The following is a 22,973-nucleotide window of genomic DNA, read 5'->3' as shown; positions in this document are numbered from 1 at the left end:
GGCCTAGCCATATGCATTTTCCGCTCAAGAAACTGATCCTTGCCGCCGGGGTACTCCTTATCGCTGCCGGAGGCTATTACTACTGGACCGAGCTGCGTGAAGAAGGCTTGGGAGAAGGCTTTGCTAGTGGCAATGGACGCATTGAAGCCACTGAAATTGACATCGCCACCAAGCTTCCTGGGCGTGTTGACGCGGTGCTGGTCGACGAAGGAGAGTTTGTCACTGCTGGCCAGCCCTTGGCACGTATGCAGATCCAAGTGCTGGAAGCGCAACGTGACGAGGCGGCAGCCCACCATCAGCAGGCACTCAATGCTGTACTCAGCGCCGAGGCGCAAGTTGCCCTGCGCCAAAGCGACCACCTCGCCGCCAAGGCTGTAGTCACCCAGCGTGAGAGCGAGCTAGACGCCGCTCAACGCCGCCTGGCCCGCTCAGAAACCCTATCGCGAGAAGGTGCTGCCTCGGCCCAAGAGCTCGATGATGATCGTGCTAGGGTCAATAGCGCGCGTGCTGCCGTTGCCGCTGCCAATGCACAGGTTGATGCCGCACAGTCCGCTATAGAAGCGGCACGCGCCCAGGTAACTGGTGCCAACTCGGCGGTTACCGCTGCCGAAGCCACGATTGCGCGGATAGCCGCCGACATCACCGATAGCCAATTGATCGCACCACGTGCAGGACGCGTGCAATTTCGCATTGCCCAGCCAGGCGAAGTACTCCCAAGTGGAGGGCGAGTACTAAACTTAGTCGACCTCAGTGATGTACACATGACGTTCTTCCTGCCTGCTGAGCAAGCGGGTCGCGTGGCCCTTGGCAGTGAGGCACGCATCATTCTAGATGCCGCACCAGACCTGGTCATACCAGCGCGTATCTCGTTTGTTGCCAGCACGGCACAGTTCACTCCCAAAACAGTGGAAACAGCATCAGAACGCCAAAAGCTGATGTTTCGAGTAAAGGCACAAATCGACCGTGACCTGTTGCAGCGCCACCTTGAACAGGTCAAGACCGGCGTACCTGGCGAAGCTTGGGTCAAGCTCGACCCAGATGCAGAGTGGCCCGCTGAGCTCACCATTCGGGTACCGCAATGACCGAAGTGCCTCTCTCTTCGTCTGCTCTACCAACAGTAGTAAAGCTAGCAGGGATCCAGCTGCATTATGGCAAGCAAGTCGCCCTTGCTGGTATCGACCTGGAGATACCAGCTGGCTGTATGGTCGGCTTGATAGGGCCGGACGGAGTCGGAAAATCAAGTCTATTGGCGCTGGTTGCCGGGGCTCGCGCCATTCAGAAAGGATGCCTTGAAGTACTCGGTGGCGATATGTCATGCAAGCGTCATCGCGACAGCATCTGCCCACGCATCGCCTACATGCCTCAAGGGCTGGGAAAGAATCTTTACCCGACCCTTTCCGTAGAGGAAAACCTGCAGTTCTTTGCCCGCCTTTTTGGCCACGGGCATAGCGAGCGGCGGCGGCGCATTGACGACCTGACCCGTAGTACCGGGCTGCATGGGTTCTTAGACCGTCCCGCTGGTAAACTTTCCGGTGGTATGAAGCAGAAACTTGGCCTGTGCTGCTCGCTAATCCATGACCCGGATTTACTGATCCTCGATGAGCCAACCACCGGCGTCGACCCACTGGCTCGCGCTCAGTTCTGGGAGCTAATCGCACGTATACGCCGCCAGAGGCCACAAATGAGCGTGGTGGTAGCAACCGCCTACATGGATGAAGCCCAGCGTTTCGACTGGCTAGTGGCTATGGATGATGGCGCTCTTCTTGCCACCGGAACACCGAAGGAGTTGCTAGAGCGTACCGATAGCGACTCCCTGGAAAGTGCATTTATCGCCTTACTGCCGGAAGAAAAGAAACACGGCTATGCACCTGTAACTATCCCGCCGCTAGCCCAGGACGACGATGAAGTGGCCATCGAAGCACAAGGCCTCACCATGCGCTTTGGCGACTTCATCGCCGTCAACCACGTGAGTTTTCGCATCCGGCGCGGCGAAATTTTCGGTTTCCTAGGCTCTAACGGTTGTGGCAAGTCAACTACCATGAAGATGCTCACCGGCTTACTTCCGGCCAGTGAAGGTCAAGCATGGTTATTCGGCAAACTGGTCGATCCTCGTGATATCGATACCCGTCGCCGCGTAGGCTATATGTCTCAGGCGTTTTCGCTGTACGGCGAACTGACCGTGGAGCAGAATCTGGTATTGCATGCCCGTCTCTTCCAAGTGCCGGAAGCCGAGATCGCCGCTCGCGTAGATGAGATGGTCAGCCGCTTCACTCTGCAGGGCGTGCGTAGCAGCCTACCGGAAAGCTTGCCGCTGGGTATCCGTCAACGTCTTTCCCTGGCGGTGGCAATGGTCCACAAGCCCGAACTACTGATCCTGGACGAACCCACTTCGGGGGTCGATCCCATTGCACGCGACAATTTCTGGCGGCTCATGATCGAGCTGGCCCGACGAGACCGGGTAACCATTTTCATTTCTACCCATTTCATGAACGAAGCCGAGCGTTGCGATCGTATGTCGATGATGCATGCTGGCCGAGTGCTCGATAGTGACTCTCCTGCAGCACTGGTGGAAAAACGCGGGGCGTCGACACTGGAAGAAGCTTTCATCGGCTATCTCACCGAAGCAGGTGCCGACGAGCAGGGCCAAGTTACCGAAACGCCCTCAGCTTCGGCTACGACGGTCCCCCATAGCGCCGTCAAGTACCGCGCCTTCAGTATCCAGCGACTGCTGAGCTACACATGGCGAGAGGCACTGGAGCTTCGCCGCGACCCAGTGCGCGGTACACTTGCTCTGCTCGGCTCGCTGATCCTGATGCTGGTTATGGGCTACGGCATCAGTCTGGATGTGGAGGATCTCAGTTATGCCGTCCTCGACCGTGACCAGACCACTCTGAGCAATAGTTACGCTTTGAATCTGTCAGGCTCCCGCTACTTCATTGAGCAATCGCCATTGACCGGCTACACCGATATGGACCAGCGCATGCGTAGTGGTGACATCGCCCTAGCTATTGAAATCCCTCCCGGCTTTGGTCGTGATGTGAAGCGTGGTAGCCAGGTGGAAATCGGTGCCTGGATCGACGGCGCGATGCCCCAGCGTGCTGAGACCATACGTGGTTACATGCAGGGCATCCACCGACAGTGGTTAGCTGAACAGGCTGGTCAGGCCACAACACCAGGCGGCTCGGCCGCTGCCAGTGTAGAGACACGCTTTCGCTACAACCCCGACGTGCAGAGCCTGCCAGCAATGGTCCCTGCAGTGATTCCGTTACTATTGATGATGCTGCCTGCGATGCTGACTGCACTGGCTGTGGTGCGGGAAAAGGAGCTCGGGTCAATTATCAATCTCTACGTCACACCGGTAACCCGTAGCGAGTTCTTGATCGGCAAACAGCTTCCCTATATTGCGCTTGCGGTACTTAACTTCCTGCTAATGGCGCTACTCTCTGTCACCCTATTCGGCGTCCCCATTACAGGCAGTTTTCTGACGCTACTACTAGCAGTGGTGATCTACAGTATTATCGCTACAGGTATGGGGCTGCTCGCCTCGACCCTGACCCGTAGCCAGATTGCAGCGATGTTTTTCGCCATGATCGGCACGTTGATTCCCGCAGTTCAGTTCTCAGGGATGATCGACCCTGTCAGCTCACTGGAAGGGACTGGACGCTTCATCGGCACCATCTATCCCACTTCCTATATGCTCACTATCACCCGTGGTGTGTTTAGCAAAGCTCTGAATCTTGGCGATCTTTACCCCCTGTTCGTACCGCTGTTGATCGCGGTGCCAACGATAATGGGGCTTTCCATATTCTTGCTGAAAAACCAGGAGCGCTGAGATGCATAGTGTCCTGACTATCTACCGATTGGGTGTTAAAGAGCTATGGAGCCTAATCCGGGATCCAGTCATGCTGGTACTGATCGTCTATGTATGTAGCATTTCAGTCTACACTAAGGCTACCGCCTTGCCTGAAAGCCTGCACATGGCTCCCATCGCCGTCGTCGATGAAGATAACTCGCCACTGTCGGGCCGCATCAGCACCGCCTTCTATCCTCCCCAGTTCGCCACCCCAGACCTGATCTCACTTACCGAGGTTGATCCTGGTCTCGACGCTGGCCACTATACTTTCGTACTTAACATCCCGCCCAATTTCCAGCGTGATGTGCTGGCTGGCCTGGCCCCTCAGGTCCAACTCAACATAGATGCTACTCGCATGAGCCAGGCCTTTACCGGCAATGGGTATATCCAGCAGATCGTCATGGATGAGATAAACGAGTTCACTCAACGGTACCGTAGCAACAGTGCACCGCCGGTCGATCTGGCATTGCGGGTAAGCTTCAATCCGGGCCTCGAAAAAGCTTGGTTCGGTTCGCTGATGTCGATCATCGATAACATCACGATGCTCTCTATCATCCTTACCGGCGCAGCATTGATACGCGAACGCGAGCACGGCACCATAGAGCACCTGCTGGCAATGCCGGTGACACCGACGGAAATTATGCTGGCCAAGGTCTGGTCGATGGGCCTAGTGGTTTTGGTCTCTGCACTACTGTCACTCTACTTGGTAGTGAGCTGGGCCTTGCAAGTACCAATAGCAGGCTCAGTGGCACTGTTCACCGTGGGGGCAGCGCTGCATCTCTTCGCCACCACCTCCATGGGTATATTCCTAGCCACTCTGTCGCGCAACATGCCGCAATTCGGCATGCTAATGGTACTGGTGCTACTGCCACTGCAACTACTCTCAGGCGGCGCCACACCTCGCGAGAGCATGCCGGAAGTCGTCCAACATATCATGCTGCTAGCACCTACTACCCACTTCGTCGAACTGGGTCAGGCTATCCTATATCGCGGTGCTGGAATCGACGTGGTGTGGACACAATTTCTGTTCCTGATACTGATCGGTAGCACCCTGTTCGCTTTTTCTCTATCTCGCTTTCGTAAAGCCATCGGCCAAATGGCGTAAAAGATGCTGCCCCATAACTGTTGTTCCTGATGTGAGCCAAATCCTACCGGTAGCACAGCAGTACTACATCTGCCGCTGGGAATTCCACCTCCATGCCCAAGTGCTGCCCTATCCAGTAAAACGTCGCCTCGCTAAAAAAGCATACATGTGTCGGGTCGTTAATATAGTGCCAACGACTAAAAGCCTCCTGGGTAGTCACTCGTTTCGTCATTAGTCCAAGGTAGCCACCCGGTGCAAGTTTTGCGGCTAGCTTTGAAAGCACTACGCCAGGCGCGGAGAGATGCTCAATCACTTCGGTGGCGGTAATAAAATCATAGTGGCGATTTAGCACTTCCTCGTTGGGTGCGTAGTAAATATCATAAACGTCCATGGCATGTCCGGCCTCTTCAAACATCACCGAAAGTGTCGGACCTGGGCCTGAGCCAAAGTCCAGCCCACGGGCGCCTGACGACAGCTTCGCCACTAGTGGGTCAAATAAACGCCCCAGAAAATGCCGATATCCCGTATCATGCGGCGAATTCTGGTGCTGGTCGTACTCGTTTTTTTCTTCTGCTGCCGTTAAATGCTGCTCAGTAGGCACAAACACCAGCACACACGTGGCACACTGGTAATAATCACGACGACAGTCTTGGTGATAAAGCGCAGGGTCAGACGTACTGCATAACGGGCAACGTCGCATTATCGTATTCTCTTGTCTTACGTTTGTATTAAGGAAGGTGGCATGCTCACAGGTTTAGATCATCTTGTGGTTACAGTGACCGATATGGGTCGTGCAGTAGATTTTTACTCCCGCGTGCTGGGGCTGGATGTGCGTTACAGGGATGCCCAGCGGGTAGATTTGATGCTTGGCGATACCGCCCTACGGCTGCACCAAACAGATACCGACATCGCTCCCGTGTCAGCCACGCCAACACCTGGCAGCCTCGACTTATGCCTACGCTGCCAATTGCCATTGGATGAGTTTAAGCACCACCTAGATGCCTTGGCGATTGATGTCGAGCTGGGTCCGGTGGCACGCCAGGGCGCCAATGGCCCCATTGAGTCAATTTATCTACGCGACCCGGATGGCAACTTACTGGAAATTTGCCGCCCTTCCGTCCGCGAGCAGCCAACTAGCGTCTATTAATGCGATGCTCCGTTTACCACGCTATCATAGGGTGCTTAAACGGCGCCCGTAAGGCGCTATGTTGTACAACAGCTTGTTATATCGAATACAGATAAGGATTGGTCATGCGCGACAACGCAAATGATGCGCCAATTGAGGGCGAAGTAATTAGCAGTAAAACCAGTGCAGGCCAAACGTCTCACGAACAGCCAGCCAATGAAGTGTCACCACAGCCTGATACCACAATGGCCATGGTTATTTACGCTCTCTACTTAGCCAGCTTCGTGGTGGGGTTTACCGCGATTATCGGTGTCATTATTGCTTATGTGTACCGCGGTAAAGGCCCTGCTTGGCTGGATGAGCACTACCGCTATCAGGTACGTACTTTTTGGATCGGCCTGCTTTACGGTAGCGTGGCCACGATACTGACACTCATACTGATAGGCTTCCCACTACTGCTAGCACTAGCGGTATGGTTTATCGTGCGCTGTGTAAAAGGCTTTAAAGGTCTGCAGGAAAAACGCGCGCCCTCCAATGTGGACAGCTGGCTGCTTTAAGGTATGACCCAAGAAGCTCCCCCCTCGCGCAAGCGTGTTTCTCGGGCAAGCGCTATCGCCTGGCTTTGGAAATCACTCTCCCATTGGCCGATCGCCAGGCTGTGGCGGTTCGCTGCCCTGCTGGGCCCGCTTGTGTATTACTTTAGTAAACGAGAACGCCAGATAACCAACATCAACCTTGGCGTTGTTTACCCAAATGCCACTAAAAGCGAACGTAACGCACTCGCCAAACAGAGTTTAAAACACTCAGCAGCGACTATGCTGGAGCTAGGCCATGCCTGGATGGCCGCGCCAGAAAAGGTTCAAGCGAGCATACTGTCGGTTCATGGTCGTGACAAACTGGATAGTGCCCGGGCGGAAGGCCGCGGTGTTATTGTTCTGGCCCCACACTTTGGCAACTGGGAAGTGCTTAATTTCTGGCTATCAAGCCACTTTCCTTTCACCGCCATGTACGAGCCGCCAAAAATTGCTGATTTAGAGTCGGTCACCCGCCATGGCCGTGAACGCATGGGGGCCAGCCTAGTGCCTACCAACCCCCGGGGTGTGGCTGCGCTACTAAAAGCCCTTAAGCGAAGCGAAGCAATTGGTATCCTACCTGACCAGGAACCGGCCTGGGGCAGTGGTGTATTTGCGCCTTTTTTTGGACGTGAGGCTTATACCGCGACCCTACTACCCAAGTTGGTGGCCCGCACCCAGGCGAGGGTAGTAACAGGGGTGGCGTTACGGGTCCCTGGAAAGGGGTTTGAAATTCACTTTCTCGATGCTGATGAGCGCGTGTACAGCGCTGATGACGTAATCTCTGCCACCGGTGTAAACGCAAGTGTAGAAGCATCGATTGCTCTGGAACCAGCCCAATATCAGTGGGAATACAAGCGCTATCGCAAGGTAATAGAAGAGCAGCAAGGACTTGCTAACGCCAACGACTTCCGGCTCTACTGAATGTTAACGAGGTAATCTATGACCCAGCGCTATATCCCTAAAGAGGATACTCGGCCACCGCAAATTATTTATGCGCTCTACTTAGCGGGCTTGGTTACCGCCAATATCACCATGCTGATTGGCATTATAATCGCCTATGTCTACCGTAAAGAAGCCGCCCCTTGGCTACAGCCCCACTACCGCTATCTAATTCGCACCTTTTGGATTGGCAGTCTCTACTTTATTGTCACATTCACCCTTAGCCTGATGTTAGTAGGCACCTTGCTGTGGCCGCTTTTGGTAGTCTGGCTGGGCGTACGCTGCATCCTTGGCTGGCTAGCCGTGCGCAAAGGTGAACCACCAGCTCGCCCTGGTAGCTGGCTCTGGTAGCTAGCACCTGGTGAAATAGCACGCGAAAAAGCACGAGTAGTACAAGAGAAAAACATAAATAGCGGTAGAGAATAGGGTGGGTTATTTCACCCTATTCATTACTGTGTCGGGCATATACGTCGTCCAGGCGCTCGATGTCATCCTCCCCTAAATAGCTACCCGACTGCACTTCGATCAGTTCCAAAGGGATCTTTCCGAGGTTTTCTAAGCGATGCGGCACACCAATGGGAATATAAGTGGACTGGTTCTCACTGACTAAGAAGGTGCGCTCATGGATGGTGACTTGTGCCGTGCCGCTCACTACTATCCAGTGCTCGGCTCGATGGTGATGACGCTGTAGTGACAGCCGCCCGCCAGGTTTCACAGTGATATGCTTTACCTGATAGCGCTCACCACTATCCATGGCTTGGAAGCTACCCCATGGGCGGTGTACCTGTACCGCCGTATTAACCTCACCACGACCGGCTTCTGACAGAGTTGCCACTAGATGCTTTACCTGCTGGGCATAATCACGGTGTGCGACCAGTACGCTGTCAGGGGTTTCAACCACCACTAAATCTTCCACGCCAAGGGTCGCCACTAAACGGTGCTCGGCTATCACTAAGGAGCGGTGGGTATCACGTAGTACACCATCCCCCTGCACAACGTTGCCAGCAGCATCGGTGGGCAGGGTCGCCCACAGTGCATCAAAACTCCCAATATCGCTCCACTGCGCATCCAATGGCACAACCGCCGCATGCTCGCAGTGCTCCATTACAGCGTAATCAATCGATTCACTTGAACAGCTAAGAAAGGCCTCTTCACTCAAACGTAAAAAATCCAAATCACGATGAGACTGCAGAACAGCCGCCTCACAGGCACTCAACATAGCTGGCTGCAATGCCTCAAGCTGTTCAAGATAGCTAGAAGCCCGCAGTAAAAACATACCGCTATTCCACAAGGTATTGCCTGCCTCAAGCATCTTCCGCGCACGTTCAGCACAGGGTTTTTCAATAAACGATGCTATATGGTGCCCTCCACCTAACGTGCTACCGCAGGCGATATAGCCATAGCCTGTTTCCGGGTAGCTAGGCACAACCCCAAAGGTGACCAGATAACCTGCCTCTGCAAGAGGGACCGCATTGTGAACACTGCTGTGAAAGGCGTTAAGATCTCCAATAACATGATCAGCAGGAAGTACTAGAAGTAGCGGATCATCTCCCGTTTGGCGTGCGATTAGTGCAGCACAAGCAATCGCTGGGGCGGTATTGCGCCCTTCAGGCTCAAGCACAAGCAAGCCTGCATAGCCGCTTTCCCGTAGTTGCTCTGCCATTAAAAAACGGTGGGCATGGTGCCCCATCAAAATAGGCGGTAACGACTCCAAACCTTCCAAACGGGCCAATGTTTGCTGTAGCAAGCTCTGCGAGGAGGTTAAGCGCAAAAACTGTTTGGGCATCTGCTCCCGGGAGAGCGGCCATAGCCGTGTACCACTCCCACCGCTGAGAATAACCGGCTGGATCATGGTGCCATCCTTGTGTGTGTGGCCAAAGGGCCAAAATCTTCCTGTAACCAGTGGCGCAGCTGGCTCATTTTTGAAACGCGCTCAGCATTATCCAAGGCAGGCAGCATGCCATCAATAAAACCACGCGCACGAAACGGCGCTACTAGTGCCGGATCTCCACTAATAATATGTACGGGTACCGCAGCACTGGCATTTTCGCCGGTAATCAACGGTGCGGCCTGGTGGTCACCCAGCGCAATCAGCAGAGTATTATCATCCACAACCCTCTCGGCCCAGCGACCAGTAACTTTTACAGCGTAGTCTACCGACCAGACGTAATGGTCACGAATACGCTCTATATCTCGCCAAACAACCTCTGGCGGATCGCCTGCATGCTCCCAAGGGGCAAAAATGCGACCATCCCCTATCATCGCCCAATTTTCCAATACCGGTAGAATAGGCGTCCAGGGAGCATGGCTTGAAATGAGTGCTAGCTGAGCGAACACAGGGCTTTCCCTCAGAAGATGCCGCTGGGTGTAGTCGAGGGTAAATTGATCCGGCATAGTCACCCAGTGAAGTGGCGGCCCCGCATAAGGAATATCCTTCGCAGCCGCTATTTTATCAAAACCATAGGCCTCACCTTCAGGCCATGCCAACGTAATCGCAGGCATCACACTGAGTGTGTGCTGTCCCGTCGCACGAAAATCATCAACCAGAGTGGAATGACCACTCTCCAGCATGAGCCGATACCACAGTTGGTTATCAATCCAGCGCCCGCTGAGTACCGTCCCATGTGCCAGCCACGACTGACCACCACGTATAGGAGCCTCCAACAACCCCGATACAACGTGGAGATCACGGTCGACCAACCGATGTTCTATCTCCTTAAGTGTTGGCAACATCTGTCCGCTATAGCGAGGATTATCAATCGCCGAGATACCGTAAGACTCGATAAAAGTTAAAAGAACATTACGCCCTTCAAGGCCAGGTAGTGGTTTTGCGCTAATGGGAGAGGTTTCGAGCTGCTCACTAAACGCCTGACGCGCATAGTGGGCAGCCACAACCTGCTCCCACTGAAAGCGTGTAGTGTTCACCGCAGGGAGCGTTGACTGAGGCACCAGCCGGCTGCCATGCACTTCAAGCAGAGTGAAAAGCATTGCCGCGCCAAGAAGCAGTATCGCCACACTACCTTGAGGGCTCCTTAACGATAAATGCACAGCCGGTAACAGCAACTTCACAAGCCCCCATAGGGTGGCCAGTGCCAACAAAACAGCTAATAGCATCAGGAAAACCGCTGCCAGTTGGCCTACATTACCTACCAGCAGGTGGTAAACAGCGCGCACCAGCGGCAGATCTAAATAGAGGTTCAACGATCGACCAAAAGCCGCATGGGTAGCAGCATCGCCAAGATTGGCAGCCGTTACCAATAACAGCCATAAAATAACCATCACTGTTAGCAAGCGACGTGGGGGACTTGGCGGAATAAGCCGCATAGCGGCTGCAATTACCCACGCTTCCCAGGCAATGAGTGGCGAGCCTATCTCGCCAAAACGCCACCACAACGGCACCACAAGCAGACAATTAAGGGCAAAGGCAGTAAACAAAAGACGAAGCATTGGCACCTCAATCGCCCAAAAAGCGTTATCGCCTAACCAAAAAAGCACGGTAGGACACGGAAATAATGTAGTGCTGAATTGGGCTGACACCCCATCGAGCCTATGACTATTTTAACTTTTATGCTGAGTTAAACATCAAAATAGTAACAAGCATATATACCAACCAACACAAATGTATAACTTTTGTTGAGATATTTCATATACTGTTGCTATTGACTCGATTTTTCCGTCACCGAAAGGAACTCGCTCATGGGTGCTTGTCCGGCTACAAGGTGGATATTGTCATTAAGCTGCTTAATCACTTTTCATGCCACTGCCAATGATGATGTGTTCAACCAAGTCATCAAGCGCGCTCAATCATTAGCCGCGGCACCCTACCAGGCACCTGACGTTTCGCTGCCAAACACGCTCCTAGGATTGAGCTACGATGACTACCGGCAAATTCGCTTTAACCCTGAGCGGGCATACTGGCAGGATGAAAGCCCTTTCTCTCTCCAGCTTTTCCATAGCGGTTTTCTATTCCAAACACCTGTCAAAATTAACATTATTGATAGCAGCAACATTTCTGCCCTGCCCTTTTCAAGCGATGACTTTAACTACGATGGCGAAGCCAGTAGCCTGCTTGAACACGATCTAACCGGCAGCGGCCATGCGGGCTTCCGCTTGCACTACCCAATTAATACTGACCAGTATGCTGACGAATTCGCCGTTTTTTTGGGTGCTAGCTACTTTCGCTTGATTGGCAGTGAACAGGTCTACGGTGTATCCACCCGTGGACTAGCGATTGATACCGCTTCTCCAAAGGGCGAGGAGTTTCCCTTCTTCCGTGAGTTTTGGCTCTACAAGCCGCACAAAGAGAGCAGCACGTTCACGCTGCTCGCACTGATGGATAGCCCTTCACTCAGCGGTGCCTACCGGTTTGTCATCCAGCCCGGTGAAAACACCCACGCCGAGATAGAGGCAATGCTGTTTGCGCGGAAAGACATCGACAAGCTCGGCATTGCACCCTTAACCAGCATGTTTACCTTCGGTGAAATTAGCCCTGAACGGCCAGATGACTTTCGTTCCCAGGTTCATGACTCCGATGGGCTGCTGATCCACACAGGCGCCGACGAATGGATCTGGCGGCCACTTAGCAACCCATCTGAGGTGCATATTTCAGCTTTCTTGGATAATGCCCCTAATGGATTTGGCTTAATGCAGCGAGAGAGGGATTTCAGCCGCTACCTGGATTTAGAAGCTCACTACCACCGCCGCCCAAGCCAGTGGGTAGAACCACTTGAAAGCTGGGGCGCGGGCCATGTGGAGCTGGTAGAAATACCAACCCCAGATGAAACCCATGACAACATTGTGGCGTATTGGGTAGCAGAGGATACCTTACGCGCTGGCGAATCACGTCGCCTGCACTACCGCACTTATACACTGAACACTCAGCCTGATGAACACTCGCTGGGTCAAGTGATTCGCACCCGCCATGGCAATGCGTCCGTTCCAGGGCAGCAGGGCTCCTCTTATGCTGACCAGCGCCAGTTTATTGTCGATTTCCAAGGTGGTGTGCTTAAAGACATCGCTCCTGATCAAGCGGTTGAGCTCGATATCAGCTCACTGTCCGGAGAGGTACTGCTCCCCCAGGTAACCACGCTACCCGAAGGTGGCTGGCGCGCCCGTTTCAGGATCCCCGCTGATAGCGCACCGAATGATATTCGGCTGCGGCTGCAGCTGAATAACGAGCCTGTCAGCGAAACCTGGAACTACGTATGGTATCCCGATGCCTGAAAACCGCGAGGGAACTTACTCCATACCTTGGCTACAGTGCCGCCGTCTTGTTTTTGCGGTGGTGGTAGTGGGTAGCAGCATTGCAGGCTGCACAGCCATGGCGCAGGTGGTAACTCACTTACCTCTGGGTTGGCAGGTCGCGATGCTTACGTTATTTGCGCTCACTTTTAGCTGGATCGCCCTAGCTTTCTGGGGTGCTGTCTGTGGCTTTGCGCTCTGCGCCCTGCGCCGTGACCCGCTATGCCTACGCCGCCAGTCCCTATATCCCGCGAGTATTAATCAGCTAGCCAGCCGAACAGCGCTGGTTATGCCAATCTATGCAGAGCCCCCCGTCCCCACCATTGCCGGTTTAGAAGCTACTTGCCGTTCGCTGCTAAAAAAGGCTGATAACCTAGGAGCAGCTTCTGCTATCCGCAACCACATTGAGGTATTTATTCTCAGTGACACCCAGAATATGGCCCAAGTGCAGGAAGAGGCCAACCACGTGGCTGCCTTGCAGCAGCGCCTCTCAGGGCGGATAAATGTTTACTATCGCCGACGTCCAAATAATCATGGCCGTAAAGCAGGCAATATTGCTGAGTTTTGCCGCCGCTGGGGCCGTCGTTACGACTTCCTAGTGGTGCTGGATGCCGACAGTTTGATGAGCGGTACAACACTTTTACACTTAATTAACCGTATGCAGCACCAGCCAAGGGTTGGCCTCATTCAAACCGTACCGATGCCAGTGGGACAGCGCACTCTATTTGGTCGTTTTAGCCAATTGGCATCAGCACTTTATAGCCCGATGCTAGCGGCAGGACAAAGCTTTTGGCAGGGCGACGCCGCTAACTATTGGGGGCATAATGCAATTATTCGTACCCGTGCCTTTATGGCCCATGCCGGTCTACCCACCCTTTCAGGTAAGCCGCCTTTAGGTGGCGAACTGCTCAGCCATGATTTTGTAGAGGCAGCGCTGCTTAAGCGTGGTGGCTGGCAAGTACTGCTGGATACGGCAGCCACCACTTCCATAGCACATCCCCCTTACGTTAGCGCATCCCATCATAGCTTTGAGGCAATGCCCAGCAACCTACTCGACTTTGCTAAGCGCGACCGCCGCTGGCTCCAGGGCAACCTACAGCATCTACGGCTACTGACAGGCGCTGGATTTCACCCGATTAGCCGTTTGCACTTCTTTTTGGGTGCCTTCGCTTTTCTCTCATCACTCGTGTGGCTAGGACTTTTGCTCTGCACCAGTATCCTGGTGGGGTATCAGGCACTAGACTCTCAACCTAGCCATTACTTGCCTCATGCGCTCTCCCTTGGGCTGCTAAGTGTGACGTTGGGAATGCTGGTAGCTCCCAAGCTACTGAGCCTTTTACTAGCCTGCTGGCAGTGCCCTCACAGCTTTGGCGGGCGCCTGCGACTTATTACCAGCACGCTGTTAGAGATTCTATTTGCTGCTTTGATAGCCCCGTTAATGATGGCCTGGCATAGCCTTTTTATCGTGAACGTACTCATAGGGCGAGCAATTGATTGGCAAACTCAGCACCGCGGCGAGCGTTCGCTAAGCTGGCAAGAGTGCTGGCACCACGCTGGCTGGATGACCCTCGCCGGAGCTGCCTGGGCTGGCATGCTGGTGCTTTTTTCACCTTCCGCGTTTGGCTGGCTCACGCCTGCCTGGTTAGGGCTCATCGCTGCAGTGCCAATCGTCAAATATACCAGCAGCACTACCTGGGGCAGCGCGATTAGTCATAAAGAAGGATTACTCCGCACACCCAGTACTGTAATAAGGCCAGCTCTCCTAACAGACTTTTCGGCCCTCAGCCACCAGCCACTTAGCGAGCGCCTCTGTCATAAGAGCGTACTAAAACCACCGCCTGGCGAGCTACCTGGCGACATGCCATGTCAGTCATTTCGCCAGTACTCCTCCCAGCCCGCTAAAACTGGCTCTCCATCGGCTAAGGAGCCTAACTAATGCTTGCTGCTTTTTTGCAACAACTGCGCAGTGCCAGTGGTATGACACGTTCGCTATTTATCTACTGGCGCCCAGGACGACAGCAGGGCCTGAAACGTTTATATCGCCCGTTTATTCAACCCGGTGATGTCGCCTTTGATATAGGGGCCCATTTAGGTGACCGCAGCGCAGCCTTTCACGCATTGGGCGCCCGAGTCGTGGCGTTAGAGCCACAGCCATCCCTGGTCAAGTGGTTTAAACGGCTGCTTAATCGCCCAGGCATCACACTTTTACCGTTAGCCGCTGGGCCACAGCCCGGCTTTGCAGATATCGCTATTAGCGTTGCTAACCCTACCCTCTCGACCCTTGCCAGCGAGTGGCGCAGCCGAATAGGTGCACGTAACCCTGGCTTTCGCCAAGTACAGTGGGAAGAGCAATTACGGGTAGAAGTCACCACACTGGATCAACTCATCGCCACTTACGGTGAGCCTAGCTTTATTAAGATTGACGTTGAGGGCTTTGAAGCAGAAGTGCTGATGGGACTTAACCATCCAGTTGCCGCACTTTCGGTGGAGTTTGTCGCTGGCATGTTAGAAGTTAGCCACGCTTGCGTTGCACAACTATCACGCCTAGGCGACTACCGCTTCAATGCCATTGCCGGTGAACAACGCAGGTTTCGCTGGAAACATTGGCAATCACCCGAAGCGCTCATTAAGTGGCTGGGCGATGGCGCTGATGGGCTGGCTTCTGGGGACATTTACGCCTGCCGAAGCGACCACCACTTGCTTAACACACCCGACTCGCATCTCTAACCATGGGTAACATCACACATGATTTATCACTGGAAAACCCTAACCTCCCCCCGGCTGGCGGCTATCGCCCACGGCGACCCCGTGGCAATCATTACTCTCGGTGCTATCGAGCAGCACGGTACGCACCTACCGCTGGGTACAGATCTCATCATTGGAGAAGGCTTGCAGACCGCTATGCTGAGTATGATCAACCCCAGCATTGATGTGCTTTGCCTACCAGCTATTGCCGTAGGTGCTAGCGATGAACATGCTGGTTTTGCAGGAACGCTCAGTCTACCTGCCCCACTCGCCATCGCCACGCTAGAAGCTTACGGAGAAAGTATTGCCCGCTCAGGTATAAAAAAACTGGTGCTCATTAACAGCCACGGAGGCAATAAAGCGGTGATGGATTTGGCAGCACTAACTCTTCGACAGCGCTATGCCATGCGCGTTGTGAAAGCCACTTATACACGGCTGCCCGCGCTTGAAGGCGCCATTGATGCGGCTGAGCTGCGCTACGGCTTGCATGGTGGGCTGCTAGAAACCGCAATGATGCACTATTTAGCCCCCTCGCTGGTCACACTGGATGGCTATCAACCTACGCCACCGGCAGCGCCTGAGAACGGTACACTTGTCAGCCCCGAAGGCAGCGCTGCTTTTGCTTGGTTAGCGGAGGATTTAAGTGCCCAGGGCGTTTCAGGAGATGCTACTGGTGCCAGCGCCTCACTAGGTGAGCGGCTGGTGAAGCACTATGCTGCGCAGCTGGCCCAAGTGGTGGCCGAAACAGCCCGCTTGCCACCACTGTCAGTCAGCCGCTAAATGCGCGACCGCCCACGACCTTCAAGCACATCATCCAAAAAGTGCCCTGCTCGGTTGGCTTTAGCGCTTAAATAACGGTGGTTATGGTCGGTCACACTGCCATACAACGCCTGGCGGGACACTACTTCAATGCCACCTTCACGTAACGCTGCCATTTTCAGTGGATTGTTGGTTAGTAACTGTACTTTATTGATATTCAAAGCATTAAGCATATCTACCGCAACCGCATACTGCCGCTCATCATCGCCAAAACCGAGCACTTGGTCAGCATCCACGGTGTCCAAGCCATCATCTTGCAGGGTATAAGCACGCAACTTGTTGGCTAAGCCGATACCCCGCCCCTCCTGGGCTAAATAAAGCAGTACGCCACCACCCATGGCTTGAATATCGGCTACGGCGTTACGTAGCTGCTCTCCGCAATCACAGCGCAAACTGCCAAATAGATCGCCGGTTAAACAAGCTGAGTGCATACGCAGTGGCACTGCACCAGGGAGGCTGTCGAGCTGTCCAATGACGACGGCTACGTGCTCACGCAGTCCATCTGGCTCACGAAACAGCACAAAGCGGCTTTCTGCTGCACTCTCCAAAGGAATACGTGCCTCACTCACCCGCTTCAACATGCCGGGGGCGCCCGCTAAGCACTTCTCTGCATCCTGGGCATTTACCTCCAACAATTCACCACTCGCCAGTTGCTGAGCAATACGCACAGCTGCTGGTTCACTTATTTCGGCACACAACGCAGCGGGAATTAATAGTGCACGGCGCATTAATGCCACGGCGCCTCGCTCACCAACGCCTGCTGGCTGCAGCCCATCCAACAGTGTAGGAGGGAGTGGTGTGTTCTCTCGGGATATCGCCAAACGGTGTAGGTCAGCTTCACTAAAGTGCTTTGTTAACGGTAAACAGGCCGCATCGGCTGTTAGCGCTACTCCCATGGCGTCAAGCCGGTGGCGTGTTAGTACCAAGGCTGGGCGCGAACCGGATAACTCAGCCAAGTTATCAACCGATGCACAGCCTTCTAACGCTTGCACCAGTAAGCGCTGATCGCCGGTGTGTAGTACCACCGGAAGACCACGACGAATATCGAAGATAGCGCGTTCAATGTGATACATGTAGGCCTCCAGGTTGCCTTATGTAATGGGCAAGGTGCGCTTGCGTTGGGCAACACGGCCCCGCATGATGAAGTAATTCAGTTTGTGTGGAAGCGTTATGCCCGACTCCAATGGTGTTAAAACGTCTGCGCATGCAGAGGGCAGCATGATTGACTGTGCTACTGCGTGGCGTTGGCTGACGGCTATACGCCAGGGTATGCCCAGTAGCGTTAGCATCACCCTTAGCGGCAAACAAAAGTGGCACAGCCAGATCACGGTGACAGATGCCGCCCGTGACCTGCTGGACTGTATGACACCGCTGGCAGCCCAGTCGCACTGGACCATTGCTCAGTTGGGGCAAAGCCTTGATGGGCGCATTGCCACGCAAAGCGGCCACTCTCACTACATCAACGGCTTTGAAAGCCTGGTACATTTGCACCGCCTGCGGGCGCTGGCCGATGCAGTGGTAATCGGCGCGGGCACTGCTGCCGCTGATAACCCCCAACTGACCGTACGTCACGTTTCCGGCACGCACCCTGTACGGGTTGTTATTGACCCACGGGGTAGGGTTCCTGCCGAGCTGTCGGTGTTTACCTCTGCTACTGCGCCTACCCTGCATATCACTGGACCAAGCGTTAACACCGCCCCAAGCACTGCCGAGCACTGCGTGCTGCCACTTAATACTCATGGGCAGTTCAACCCGCACGATGTCATCACGCTGCTGGCTGAACGCGGCTTGACTCGAATACTGGTGGAAGGGGGTGGCATCACTGTGTCGCAATTTATTGAAGCAGGCGCGGTAGATCGCTTGCACCTGCTGGTCGCGCCACTGCTGATTGGCTCCGGCAGGCCTGGTCTGCAAATGACGCCTATTGATACCTTGGAGAGCGCCTTGCGCCCGGCGATGCGTACTTTCCGGTGTGGAGAGGACACGCTGTTTGATGTTCAACTGCGTGGCAGTACCTGAAGAGTCGGAAGCGGGAGCAGCCGACGTGGAAGCATCAGGAGGTAGCAAGGATGACGGCGTCGCCTTAGAGCGCTTGGCAAGCGCCACCCAGAGACCAGGCAAGCTAGAGAGTAGAACAATCACCCCATAAGCCAGCGAAACCGCTACTCCTTGCGCGGAGGGCAAACCAACAAATACCCAAATGCCCGCAGCAGCACCTTCACGTAGCCCCCAGCCAGCTATCGATAGCGGCACCAGCATCGCCAACAACAATACCGGTGCCAACGCGAGAATATTCACCGCAGCAAGTTCAATACCAATGGCTCGTGCGGCGCATACCATCACCAACCCATAGCTAAACACAATGGCTAGCGATGAGAGCAGTTGCCAAGGCCATACACGACGCTGAAATAATCCACGTCGCATATCCCGCCCTAAAGCAATGCTCCACGCAGGCAGTTGAATAAGAGCAGTACGCCGATGCCAGACAACTCCACTCCCCGCCACGACAACTAACAACAGCACAACCAACACTAGACAGAGCAGCACCGTCGTGCCTAACGCCGCTTGCCATAGAGGCGATGACAACAGGGCCGCTAAGGTTAATAGCGCAACAGCCACTTGGCCTGAGGCGCGCTCAATCACAACTGCCCGCCAAGCGCTCCCCCTGGAGGCCACTTGCCCTGCATGGCGATAGGCACGCCCGGCATCCCCCAAGACACCACCCGGTAACAGTTGATTAACCAGCAGTGCCAAGTAGTATTCCCGCAAGGCATAACCGTAGCGCAGCGGCACATCAACAAGCCCTGCCGTAAACTTCCAACGCCAAGCGCTCAGCATTATCTGCAGTACGCTAATCGCCAGCGCAAGCACTAACCAGCCAGCAGAGAAGCGCTGCACCTCGGCGATCACTGCTCCTGGCTCTACCCAGAGCGCTACAGCCGCCAACAACCCTAAGCTAACCAGCCCTCGCTGCACCCAGGGGTAGCGTAAATAGCGCCCAGCTTTCATGGGTTATGCCTCAACTGCTGGCAGCGCCAGCAGATCCCGGTGGCCAACCCAAATACCCACGCAGCCCTCATTAACAGACCGCAGCCGGCTACCCCGCCACTGGTCAATGCGAGTAGCAGCTCCTGGGGCTTGTTCAGCCGCCGCGTCTGCCCACCCGCTAATCAGTGCATGCATTAATGGCCGCATCGTTGGATCGCTTGCCTTAAGCTGCCACGGTGTATCTGCCTCGCTCACCCGATAGCCTTGCTGCTTGAAGGCATGAGCCAGCTCGCCATGGGCATCTCCCCCCAAAGCATTTCCAAGGCCTTTATCACGCTGTTGATGGGTCTTAAACAGGTCAAGCAACCAACGGTCTTCATCATTGTCCAGTGGCCCAAACTGCAGATCGGTGAAGCACCATTCGCCAGTAATACTCATGGCCATCAGCAGCCCTTGTCGGTGTTTAGCACAGTTGCTCACCAGTGCGTCTATCCACTCACGAGAGACAAGATCCAATAATGCTGAAGCAGTGACCAAGTGGGCATTATCCAGCGCCGGGTGCATCAGTGTCGCCAGCGATACACAATGGCTTTCCGCTGAAATAGGCTGCCCCCTGGCATCGCGCAGCTTCAATACACGCTGACGTGCCTCACTTAGTAAGCCAGCATCGTGGTCAAACAGCATCCAGTGCTGTTTGCCAGAAAACCGGGGGGCCAAAAACTGCATATTACTGCCACGCCCACAGCCCAAATCTGCGATATAGGCAGTACCCTCCTCCTTGCTGTTGCTGTTGCTGTTGCTGTTGCTGTTGCTGTTGCTGTTGCTGTTGCTGTTGCTGTTGCTGCGTGTAGCAAGCCACGCAGCCGCAGCTTGAGCGAGTTTCTGGCTACGCCCAGCAGCGTCAACGCTTTCGCGCAACGCTAACCAATCTGCCTCAAACTGGCTACCCGCGGCCAGCTCTTGCGCCAACGCTGGAGGGAGCGGCGTCAACGCCTCCGCAAATGCCACCCCAGCAGCCTGCCAATCGTTCAAGCTGCCCCGTGCTACGGCAGCACCAGTACGAAGTTCGGAGCGCAGCTCAGTGCAGCGACAAAAGCGTTGTAACGCCGCCTGCAGCGCTTCAATATCCCCAGGTGCAACACTCAAGCCTGCTCCGCTGGGCAGCGTATCCCTCAATGCGCCCCCGGTAGTGGTAATCACCGGCAAACCATGGGCCAAGGCTTCAGTCACTACCATGCCATAGCCTTCATACCAGGAGGGCAAAACCAATGCGTGAGCGCGTTGATATGCTGCTTCAAGTGTGGCCGCATCGCACTCGCCATGGAGTGCTACTCGACCTGAAAGCCCGTATTCATCAATAAGTTGCTGAACTCTAAGGGTAAACTCTGCGTCACGGGCACCACCATAGCAATCGCACTGCCAGTTACTTGCGCTACCCCCCGCCAGGGCCTTTACCAGAATGTCCTGCCCTTTACGTGGGGTCAGGGTTGCGACACATAGCAGTCGTATCGGCTCATTGGGCTCTGCCGCCGGGCTAACTGGTGCAGCCACAACCCCAGGCTCTACGACACTAATCGGTGCGCTAATGGGGCGCCCATACTGCTTGGCCAGCTCGTTTAGACGTCGTGCAGTAAACCGACTGGTGACGATCACCCTGGCCACGCTTGCCAAACCAGCTAACTCACTGCGATGAAAATACTGCTGCTCCTCGCTAGTTAGTCCCTGCTCATCTCCCAATGGGTGGTGAAGCAGCGCAGTAATATCGAGCCGGTGGCCATGGTCACCAACCACCTCTGGTAGCGCCCCCATCGCAAGGCCATCAATAATCACCCGCGCGCCTTCAGATAAGGACTCGAGTGTTGCAACAAGCGCCTGAGCGGCAGTGTCATCTGCATCAGGAAAACGTCCAGGCAGACCTACAACATTCATGCTATAGCCCTGCTCACGTAGTGCGGTGACTATCTGCGCATCATAGATATAGCCACCGGTGCGCTGGTCTGGCTCACCGGCCACGATTAGCGTGAACCGCCGGTTCATAGTGCGCCTTCGTAGCTTGCCCATGCCACGTGGGACTCATGCAGCTTGATCTCCATGTGAGTTAGCCCTTGGGCAGTAACCCCCATCCGACCCGCTTTAATAGCAGCAGCCAGTTGATCAAAAATCACCTTTGCCATAAATTCCGTTGTGGTGTTACGCCCCTTAAACTCACTCACTTCATCCAGGTTTTGGAAGTTATAGCCCGCCAACACCTCTTTGACTGTTTCGCTAGCGAGGCCGATATCAATCACGAGTCCATCCTGATCCAACTCAGGGCGCTGAAACACCACATCAACCACATAGGTGGCACCATGAGTACGCTGGGCAGGGCCAAAAATTTCACCTTTAAAGCTGTGGGCGATCATAAAGTGATCACGGACGCATAAACGATACATAGACACTCCTGTTATCAGAAAAACGCTTGTGGATAGCGAATGCGGTGGCAAAGTACGGTGCTGTCAGGGCCAAATAGCTGCGGTGCTATGGCAGGAAAATCAGCGAAATTACTTTCACCGCTAATCAGCGCATCCAGCCGTTGATCGGTGAGTAAATTTAAAGCCAGGGTTAAGCGGCGGCGATAATCCCAACGGGGCTGTAAAGTCGCGGGTAGTTGCCCAACCTGACTAGCTCTAAGCGTCAGTCGTTGGGAATGGAAAGCACCACCTAACGGTAAAGCAACATCCCCCTTGCCAAACCAGCTCATTTCAATCACGCGCCCTTCGTTACCCACTAGCCCAAGCCCTAGGCGCAGGCCATCTGGATGGCCGCTGGCATGAATCACGCAGTCTTGATCAGTGGGAGCTTGCTCGGGCGTACAAAAAGCCACACCCAGCTGAGCAGCAAGTGCCGCACGGGCTGGGTTAATATCGATTAAATAGACCTCTACGCCAGGAATCTGAGCGCATAAATAGGCGACTAACGCTCCGACAACCCCAGCCCCCACAACACAAATCCGCTCGCCCAGCATGGGATTTGCATCCCACACACCGTTAATCGCGGTTTCCATATTGGCCGCCAGCACAGCGCGGTCAGCGGGCAGCTTTTCAGGCAATGGCAACACCGCATCAGCAGGTACCACGTAGTGGTCTTGGTGTGGGTAAAGGCAAAAAACTGTTTTGTGAAGAAGCTCACCTGGGCCTTGTACTACGCGCCCTACGCTGCAGTAGCCATACTTAATGGGGGCAGGAAAGTCACCTGCTTGGTAGGGCGCACGCATGCGTAAAAACTCGCTTTCAGGCACTCGAGCATTAAATACTAACGACTCTGTGCCTCGGCTAACGCCGCTATAAAGCGCATTAACCAGCACCTCGTGCTCACCTGGAGCCGTTAATGTTTCACACTTTAGCTCGCCAAAGGCGGGACGAGTTATCCAAAAAGCCGTAGCAGTAGTAGCCGTATCAGGCGCTGACATGACATTTCCTTATGGCTGAAACACTTCTTCCATCCTGCAACCCTAGCGCTATAAAGCGCTGACGCTGCTGCATACCACTGAACTGGTCTAATTGGAGCGGACACCCCGGTAAGCCTCATACTGGAGGCATTGGAGGTGTTCATGACCAAGAAAAC

At 54.5% G+C, this 22,973-nt stretch carries 19 protein-coding genes and 1 pseudogene; 12 read left to right on the top strand and 8 right to left on the bottom strand.

Features of this window, described 5'->3' with window-relative positions:
* Nucleotides 1-11: 11 nt before the first annotated feature.
* Genes CPA45_RS14080 through CPA45_RS14070 form a run of 3 tightly spaced genes read left to right on the top strand, consistent with a single transcriptional unit; the run spans nt 12 to nt 4,958 of the window.
* Nucleotides 12-1,082 carry an HlyD family secretion protein gene (locus tag CPA45_RS14080; protein WP_165771565.1) on the top strand — a complete coding sequence of 357 codons (1,071 nt, stop codon included), beginning with the start codon at nt 12-14 and terminating at the stop codon, nt 1,080-1,082.
* The gene (gene rbbA, locus CPA45_RS14075; protein ID WP_096652494.1) at nt 1,079-3,832 is read left to right on the top strand and encodes a ribosome-associated ATPase/putative transporter RbbA; all 2,754 of its coding nucleotides are present in this window, start codon (nt 1,079-1,081) and stop codon (nt 3,830-3,832) included. Before CPA45_RS14080 ends, rbbA begins: the two co-directional genes overlap by 4 nt.
* A 1-nt stretch (nt 3,833) precedes the next feature.
* Nucleotides 3,834-4,958 carry an ABC transporter permease gene (locus tag CPA45_RS14070; protein WP_096652492.1) on the top strand — a complete coding sequence of 375 codons (1,125 nt, stop codon included), beginning with the start codon at nt 3,834-3,836 and terminating at the stop codon, nt 4,956-4,958.
* Between the two features lie 43 nt (nt 4,959-5,001).
* Here CPA45_RS14070 and CPA45_RS14065 read toward each other — a convergent pair whose 3' ends face one another.
* A complete protein-coding gene (locus CPA45_RS14065) occupies nt 5,002-5,640 on the bottom strand; it encodes a class I SAM-dependent methyltransferase (protein ID WP_096652490.1) in 639 nt (212 codons plus the stop codon).
* A 39-nt stretch (nt 5,641-5,679) separates the two neighbouring features.
* Between CPA45_RS14065 and CPA45_RS14060 the strand changes: the two genes are divergently transcribed.
* From CPA45_RS14060 to CPA45_RS14045, 4 genes are all read left to right on the top strand, one after another.
* A complete protein-coding gene (locus CPA45_RS14060; RefSeq protein ID WP_078086799.1) occupies nt 5,680-6,084 on the top strand; it encodes a VOC family protein in 405 nt (134 codons plus the stop codon).
* A 104-nt stretch (nt 6,085-6,188) separates the two neighbouring features.
* Nucleotides 6,189-6,620 (top strand): DUF4870 family protein, encoded by a 432-nt coding sequence (locus CPA45_RS14055; RefSeq protein ID WP_096652488.1) that lies wholly within the window; start codon nt 6,189-6,191, stop codon nt 6,618-6,620.
* A gap of 3 nt (nt 6,621-6,623) precedes the next feature.
* The gene (locus tag CPA45_RS14050; protein WP_096652486.1) at nt 6,624-7,559 is read left to right on the top strand and encodes a lysophospholipid acyltransferase family protein; all 936 of its coding nucleotides are present in this window, start codon (nt 6,624-6,626) and stop codon (nt 7,557-7,559) included.
* A gap of 18 nt (nt 7,560-7,577) precedes the next feature.
* Nucleotides 7,578-7,928: a DUF4870 family protein gene (locus CPA45_RS14045; protein ID WP_078086796.1), complete on the top strand. Its 351-nt coding sequence runs from the start codon at nt 7,578-7,580 to the stop codon at nt 7,926-7,928.
* Between the two features lie 91 nt (nt 7,929-8,019).
* On the opposite strand, the gene CPA45_RS14040 is transcribed toward CPA45_RS14045, so the two are convergent.
* Entirely contained in the window at nt 8,020-9,429 is a 1,410-nt protein-coding gene (locus CPA45_RS14040; RefSeq protein ID WP_096652484.1) for a mannose-1-phosphate guanylyltransferase/mannose-6-phosphate isomerase, read from the bottom strand.
* The gene (locus tag CPA45_RS14035; RefSeq protein WP_096652482.1) at nt 9,426-11,024 is read right to left on the bottom strand and encodes an alkaline phosphatase family protein; all 1,599 of its coding nucleotides are present in this window, start codon (nt 11,022-11,024) and stop codon (nt 9,426-9,428) included. Before CPA45_RS14035 ends, CPA45_RS14040 begins: the two co-directional genes overlap by 4 nt.
* Nucleotides 11,025-11,273: 249 nt before the next feature.
* On the opposite strand from CPA45_RS14035, the gene CPA45_RS14030 reads away from it, so the two are divergent.
* Genes CPA45_RS14030 through CPA45_RS14015 form a run of 4 tightly spaced genes read left to right on the top strand, consistent with a single transcriptional unit; the run spans nt 11,274 to nt 16,343 of the window.
* Nucleotides 11,274-12,800, top strand: a complete 1,527-nt coding sequence (locus CPA45_RS14030) for an OpgD/OpgG family glucan biosynthesis protein (RefSeq protein WP_096652480.1) — start codon at nt 11,274-11,276, stop codon at nt 12,798-12,800.
* Nucleotides 12,793-14,754 (top strand): glucans biosynthesis glucosyltransferase MdoH, encoded by a 1,962-nt coding sequence (gene mdoH, locus CPA45_RS14025; protein WP_096652478.1) that lies wholly within the window; start codon nt 12,793-12,795, stop codon nt 14,752-14,754. The genes CPA45_RS14030 and mdoH overlap by 8 nt, the downstream gene beginning before the upstream one ends.
* A complete protein-coding gene (locus CPA45_RS14020) occupies nt 14,754-15,545 on the top strand; it encodes an FkbM family methyltransferase (RefSeq protein ID WP_096652476.1) in 792 nt (263 codons plus the stop codon). The genes mdoH and CPA45_RS14020 overlap by 1 nt, the downstream gene beginning before the upstream one ends.
* Nucleotides 15,546-15,563: 18 nt before the next feature.
* Complete coding sequence (locus CPA45_RS14015) at nt 15,564-16,343, top strand: creatininase family protein (protein ID WP_096652474.1); 780 nt, start codon at nt 15,564-15,566, stop codon at nt 16,341-16,343.
* On the opposite strand, the gene ribA is transcribed toward CPA45_RS14015, so the two are convergent.
* Complete coding sequence (ribA, locus tag CPA45_RS14010; RefSeq protein ID WP_096652472.1) at nt 16,340-17,455, bottom strand: GTP cyclohydrolase II RibA; 1,116 nt, start codon at nt 17,453-17,455, stop codon at nt 16,340-16,342. The genes CPA45_RS14015 and ribA overlap by 4 nt on opposite strands.
* Nucleotides 17,456-17,552: 97 nt before the next feature.
* On the opposite strand from ribA, the gene CPA45_RS23100 reads away from it, so the two are divergent.
* On the top strand, nt 17,553-18,401 hold the full coding sequence (locus CPA45_RS23100; RefSeq protein WP_340640378.1) for a RibD family protein: 849 nt from the start codon (nt 17,553-17,555) through the stop codon (nt 18,399-18,401).
* A gap of 114 nt (nt 18,402-18,515) precedes the next feature.
* Here CPA45_RS23100 and CPA45_RS23095 read toward each other — a convergent pair.
* From CPA45_RS23095 to CPA45_RS13985, 4 genes and pseudogenes are all read right to left on the bottom strand, one after another.
* Nucleotides 18,516-19,391: pseudogene (locus CPA45_RS23095) on the bottom strand (lysylphosphatidylglycerol synthase transmembrane domain-containing protein); the annotation flags it as partial.
* 3 nt (nt 19,392-19,394) lie between these two features.
* Nucleotides 19,395-21,407: a glycosyltransferase gene (locus CPA45_RS13995; RefSeq protein WP_096652470.1), complete on the bottom strand. Its 2,013-nt coding sequence runs from the start codon at nt 21,405-21,407 to the stop codon at nt 19,395-19,397.
* On the bottom strand, nt 21,404-21,802 hold the full coding sequence (locus CPA45_RS13990) for a 6-pyruvoyl trahydropterin synthase family protein (RefSeq protein WP_096652468.1): 399 nt from the start codon (nt 21,800-21,802) through the stop codon (nt 21,404-21,406). The genes CPA45_RS13995 and CPA45_RS13990 overlap by 4 nt, the downstream gene beginning before the upstream one ends.
* A gap of 14 nt (nt 21,803-21,816) precedes the next feature.
* A complete protein-coding gene (locus tag CPA45_RS13985) occupies nt 21,817-22,818 on the bottom strand; it encodes a zinc-dependent alcohol dehydrogenase (protein WP_096652466.1) in 1,002 nt (333 codons plus the stop codon).
* Nucleotides 22,819-22,973: the final 155 nt, after the last annotated feature.

It is taken from the genome of Vreelandella nigrificans (assembly GCF_002374315.1).
Classification (GTDB): domain Bacteria; phylum Pseudomonadota; class Gammaproteobacteria; order Pseudomonadales; family Halomonadaceae; genus Vreelandella; species Vreelandella nigrificans.
Note: the sequence above shows the minus strand (reverse complement) of the source record. Positions and strands in the feature narration are given on the sequence as shown.